This is a genomic window from Paenibacillus sp. CFBP 13594 (genome assembly GCF_014842675.1).
GTDB classification, from domain to species: domain Bacteria; phylum Bacillota; class Bacilli; order Paenibacillales; family Paenibacillaceae; genus Paenibacillus; species Paenibacillus amylolyticus_B.
The window spans coordinates 1-6,351 of the sequence record NZ_JACYVQ010000025.1; the positions used below are offsets into that span (position 1 = coordinate 1).

General features: G+C 47.1%; 2 protein-coding genes. Both read left to right on the plus strand.

Going from position 1 to position 6,351, the window contains the following annotated elements:
* A partial coding sequence (locus IFU39_RS32435) for a condensation domain-containing protein (protein WP_244661189.1) occupies window positions 1-476 on the plus strand: 476 nt, incomplete at its 5' end.
* 108 nt (window positions 477-584) lie between these two features.
* On the plus strand, window positions 585-6,351 hold a 5,767-nt coding region (locus tag IFU39_RS32440; RefSeq protein ID WP_206759608.1), incomplete at its 3' end, for a non-ribosomal peptide synthetase.

Below are 6,351 nucleotides of genomic sequence, written 5' to 3' on the forward strand. Positions count from 1 at the left end.
TCACCATCAAACGGGTGAAAGAAGGATTGCGCAAGGTACCTCATAAAGGCTTCAGCTATGGAGCGCTGAAATATGTGGCCCGGATGCCGGAGTTACAGGCGGAGAAGAAGGCTCCAATTCTATTTAACTATTTGGGAGAGATCGGAGCATCTGCAAATTCCGGGTGGGTTCATGCCTCGCATTTTAAACCGGGAGAAAGCATGGGCGAGCACATTGCCCGCATGAATCCGATTGAGCTAAATGTAGCCATCTATAACGGAAGCCTGGCCCTTAGCACAACCTATACCAAGTCTGCGTTTTCAGAAGAAATGATTCTTAATTTAAACCAGTATTATATTGAAGCCATTGAACAGGTGGTTGATCACTGTATCAGCAAAGAACATGCGGAGAAGACATCTTCCGACTATGGATTTAGTGACTTGTCATTAGAGGATCTTGAAGATTTATTAAGCGAATATGAGCTGATTGAGGATTAATATTTGTCTATTTTCATCCCAAGTTTAGGACAGCTTAGGTACGATCCAATAAGGAGATGATATCGGTCCATGAAGGCAAAAGTCGAGAAAATATACCCATTATCCCCGATGCAAAGAGGAATGCTGTTTCATGCGCTCGAAAATCCGTCTGAAGATGCCTATTTTGAACAAACGGTACTGGATATCCGCGGGGAGATAGATCCCGAAATTCTGGAGCAAAGCTTCAATCAGTTGCTTGAACGACATGAAATATTGAGAGCCTCAGTTCATACCAAATTGGAGGAGCCCGTTCATGTTGTGCTTGCGAGGCGGACGATCGGGTTTACCTTTCACGATCTGAGGGGCAGGTCAGACGATGAAGTCGCTGCCTTAATGCAAGATTTTATGGAGAAGGATCGTGCAAAAGGATTTAATTTGTCCAAGGACAACCTGCTTCGAATCGCTCTTGTTTGTACTGGTGAACAGCATTTCCAGATGATCTGGACGTTTCACCATATGATACTGGATGGCTGGAGCATGGGCATTCTCTTCAATGAATTGCTGGATATATATGCTGATAGATCCAATGGCTTACCGTCTAAAATGGCAGATACCCGTCCCTATAGCAATTACATGAAGTGGCTCCAGCAGCAGGAACAGGAATCGGGCCTTGGGTACTGGGAGCATTATCTGTCAGGATACAGTGAGAAGACCGGCTTGCCTTCGATAAACCGACCAACAAGTGAGATGGCGTTCTCCAGAAGAGAGAAGAAAATAGAGTTTTCCCAAGCTCTCACCACAAAAATGAAAGAGATGGCGCAGAAACATGCCGTGACACTCCACACCGTCGTTCAAGCGATGTGGGGGTTTCTGCTCGCCAAATATAATGATAACGAAGATGCTGTCTTTGGGACCGTTGTATCTGGGAGGGATGCAGCCGTGGATGGCATTGAGAATATGGTTGGTTTGTTTATCAATACCATTCCTACACGTGTCACCTTTTCTGGAGAGCAACCATTTGTGGAGCTTATGAAAAAGATTCAGTCGGACGCATTGAACAGTCAGGCGTATCAATATTTAAGTCTGGCCGAGGTGCAGGCCCGCACTGAACTCAAACATGATCTGCTTGATCATGTCGTTGTGTTTGAAAATTATGCTCTGGATACGAGGAAGATGGCAGAGCGGTCCAATCTGGGTTTTGAAATCAACGAGATCACTGGAGAGGAACGAACCAACTATCCGTTTACAATGGCTGCTGGACTTGGAGAGAAGTTGACGCTGCTGCTCATTTATGACGAACATGTCTATGAACCGGCTCTGATGGATCAGATTGAGACGCATACGAAAGCGATTATCCATCAAATTACGTCAGATGAGAGTATTCATATCCAGGATATTACTCTCGTCTTGAACGATGAACTTCCGATGCTTGAAATGGTTTCAAATGGGGCTGTGACGGATTATCCCAAATGGAAAACCATTCCCCAGCTTTTTGATGAACAAGTCCAGAAAACGCCTCATGCCACCGCCCTTATTATGGATGATATGCACATCACCTACCGTGAATTGCAGGAAAAAGCGGATCAAATGGCATCCCGGTTATACGAATTTGGGCTACCCAAGCAGGCAGTGGTAGGACTGCTGGCAGACCGCTCGGTAGAGATGATTGTGGGCATACTCGGGATTCTGAAAGCAGGGGCAGCTTATCTTCCCATGGACCCGGGCTGGCCGGAAGAAAGAATAAGTCATATGCTTCAGGACAGCAGGGCTGCGGTGCTCTTGACACAGCCCGAATGGATCAGCCAGGCACCGCTGAATTTTCCAATGTTACCGCTGTATGGGGACTACATGAATCATATGCCTGCGGTCATGGAGATGGCGGCTGCCACACAGATAATGGAAGTGAAGCCTGACAAGGAGAGCCGCATGGATGATCTGGCCTACATGATCTACACGTCTGGCTCTACCGGATTGCCCAAAGGAGTGATGATCTCTCATGCAAACGTAATTCGGGTTGTATGTGAGACGGATTACATTGATATTTGCCCGGAAGACCGGATTTTGCAGCTTTCGAATTATGCGTTTGACGGATCTGTCTTTGATATTTTTGGCGCACTTTTGAACGGAGCCAGTCTGGTTCTGCTCAAGCAGGACACGGTTCTGGACACCCAAGCGCTCGCCGAAGTTATCGTTCGTGAGAAAGTCACGGTTTCTTTCATGACGACCGCACTGTTTAATCTGCTCGTTGATCGTGAGCCGGAATGTCTTCGCGGCTTCCGCAAAATATTATTTGGGGGCGAGCGGGCATCCGTGGCCCAGGCCAGGAAAGGACTGGATATTCTCGGATCGGATCGCCTGATTCACGTATACGGACCCACAGAAAGCACGGTTTTTGCTACAGCTTATCCCATTAGGTCCATCGAAGCAGCGGTTACCAACCTTCCCATCGGAAAACCAATTGCCAATACTTCGGTCTGGGTGATGGACCGGTACCAGAATCCCGTTCCAGCTGGTATTCCAGGAGAGTTATGTATCTCCGGAGATGGTTTGAGCTTGGGGTATTTGAATAACAAGGAACTAACCGATTCCCGATTCGTTCCACATCCCTTGCTTGAGGGAACACGGATGTATCGCACAGGTGATCGAGTACGCCGGCTCCAAAATGGAGATATTGAGTTTCTCGAACGCTTGGACCATCAGGTTAAATTGCGCGGTTACCGCATTGAATTGGGCGAGATTGAGCATGTTCTGCTGGAGCATGAAGGGATTCGCGAAGGGGTCGTAGTGACGAGAAAAGATGCAGCCGATCAGGACATATTGATTGCATATCTAAAGGCTGATCCAGCGCTGACAACCACCGGAATTCGTACGTATGTATCGGAGCGCCTGCCGGACTACATGGTTCCTTCCTATTTTATCCTGCTCAATGAGCTTCCCCTAACAGGAAATGGAAAGGTTGATCGCAGGGCGCTACCTGAACCGGCAGAATGTATAGAGCATTTGAAGCATGACCAATATGAAGCACCAAGTACGGTGCTGGAGAATCGCATTTGCACCATATGGAAAGAAATTTTGGGAGTGCAGATTGCGGGGGTTCATGATCACTTCTTTGAGTCCGGCGGTCATTCACTCAAAGCGACAGCACTGGCATCACGAATTCACAAAGAGATTCAGGTGATGGTGCCGATTCGACAGCTTTTCCTTGCTCCAACCATCCGAGGTATTGCCAATTACATTGAATCTGCTGCCAAAGAGGACTATCTTTCCATACAATCGGCCGAATCAAAGCCCTATTATGCACTCTCTTCTGCTCAACGCAGACTTCATATGCTGCATCAGATTTCGGATACCGGAACTTCATATAATATGCCTGCAGTGATGAAGGTATCTGGAGAACTGGACGTGGTGCGATTTGAAGAGGCATTCCGGCAATTGGTACAGAGACATGAGTCATTCAGGACGTCCTTTGTCATTGTGGATGGCGAACCCGTCCAACGGATTCATTCACATGTTCCGTTTGCTGTTGAACATATTGAACTGGGAAGCCGATCTCTGGAAGAAACGCTTTCGGATCGAATTCGTCCATTCGAGCTGGACAAGGCCCCATTAATGCGGGTTGAACTTGTGAAAATCAGTGAACAGGAACATGCAGTCGTGATGGACATGCATCATATTATCGCAGATGGTGTGTCAACGGGTGTGCTTGTTCAGGAGTTTCATGAATTGTATGAGGGGAAATCTCTGCCTGAGCTGAAGTTACAGTACAAGGATTACTCCGAGTGGCAGAAGGATTGGTTTAATAGTGAAGGGCTGAAGACACAGGAGACCTACTGGCTCAATCGATTTGAGGGAGAAATTCCGGTTCTTCAATTGCCAACAGACTGGCCAAGACCGCAAGTGTACTCTTTTAAAGGAAACCGGGTGCGATTTGTTTGTGACGAACAGCTCACACGTGAACTGCATCAATTGGCCAGAGATCATGAAGCGACACTATATATGGTACTGCTGGCCGCTTATACAACTTTACTTTCCAGATATTCAGGACAAGATGATATTGTCGTGGGATCTCCGATTGCGGGGCGTAAACACGCAGATCTCCAGCAGGTGATCGGTATGTTTGTTAATACACTTGCCATGCGGAATTATCCTGTAGCGGAACGGTCCTTCAGTGATTTCCTGAGAGAAGTGAAGGAGAATGCATTACAGGCTTATGAAAATCAGGATTATCCGCTTGATGAGCTCATCAACAAACTTCGTGTCTCAAGAGACAGAAGCAGAAACGCATTGGTGGATACGATGTTTGTGCTGCAAAATCTGGAGCTTGAGCGTACATCCGGACAACAATGGATTGATTTACACGTTGAGCCTTATGAGACGGAACTGCCCATTGCCAAATTTGATCTGACTCTTGCTGCTGTTGTACAGAATGGCCAACTTGAGTTTGAACTGGAATATTGCAGTGATCTGTTTTCCCTTCAAACGGTTGAAAACATGAGCCATCATTTTATTCAATTGTTAAAAGGGATATTAAGCAATCCCCAAGGCAAGCTGGGTGAGTTTGAAGTCGTATCTGAGGAAGAGAAGCAGACGCTACAGCATGTCTATAATGATAACGCCTGCTCTTATCCGCTGCACCAGCGGGTGTACGAGTGGATTGAGCAAAATGCTCTGCGGACACCTGATCAGGTTGCGGTTATGCATGACGGCAGAAGCATGACCTATTATGAGCTAAATGAGGCGGCAGACTTCCTGGCAGCTCGCCTGCGTCAGCGTGGTGTAACCAGAGAAACGGTCGTTGGTATTATGATGGATCGGTCTGTAGAAATGATTGCGGGCATTCTCGGTATTATGAAATCAGGAGGAGCTTATTTACCACTGGACCCATCAACTCCGGTTGAGCGAATCCGGTACATGCTTCAGGATAGCGGGGCAGGACTGGTTGTGACCCAGAACCTTTGGTCAGATCGGCTCAGAGCTGCTGATTCCGAATGTGTGACATTCATTCTGGATGAGGCAGCATTGAAGGATTGGAATGCTGCGGCATCACTCCAAATTCCGTCTGTAGCTGATTCGGCAACGATGACCACAAACCCTGATGATTTGGCATATATCATCTACACTTCAGGTTCTACAGGTATGCCAAAGGGGGTACAGGTTGAGCAAAGCGCCTTGACCAACTTCTGTTGTGGATATATAGATGCTCTACAGTTAACTGAGAGAGACCGGGTGGCAAACTATCTCCAAATGACCTTTGACGCTTCGATTAGTGAAATTTTCCCTGCACTGATGTCAGGGGCTACACTTCATATCATTCCGACCGAGCTGAGACTGGATATATTGAGGCTGAATGAATACTTATCGGAGTATGGAATAACGGTTGCGACTCTTTCTTCCAAGGTATGTGAATCATTTGTTGAACTGCCAAATTCGTCATTACGTTTGCTCGTTTCGGGGGGAGAGCAGCTTAAACTTCATAATCTTCCGAATTACAAGCTGATCAACGCTTACGGACCAACGGAAAATACGGTGGTTACCACTCTGCATGAAGTCGATTCCATAGAGGGTGTCATTCCTATAGGCAAACCTTTTACGAATACAAGAATTTTTATTTTGAATGATCATCTTCAATTCTGTCCGATAGGTGTGACCGGGGAGATGTACATTGCCGGTCACAGTCTGGCACGGGGCTACCTTAATAATCCGGAACTGACAGCCGAGAAATTTGTAGACAACCCGTATGAACCCGGGGGCAAAATGTACCGGACAGGTGATCTGGTGCGCTGGCTGCCTGGTGGCAACCTACAATTTATGGGGCGTACCGATCAACAGGTGAAAATCCGTGGATACCGGATTGAGCTTGGCGAGATCGAGCAACAACTGCTGAAACATCCGGCGA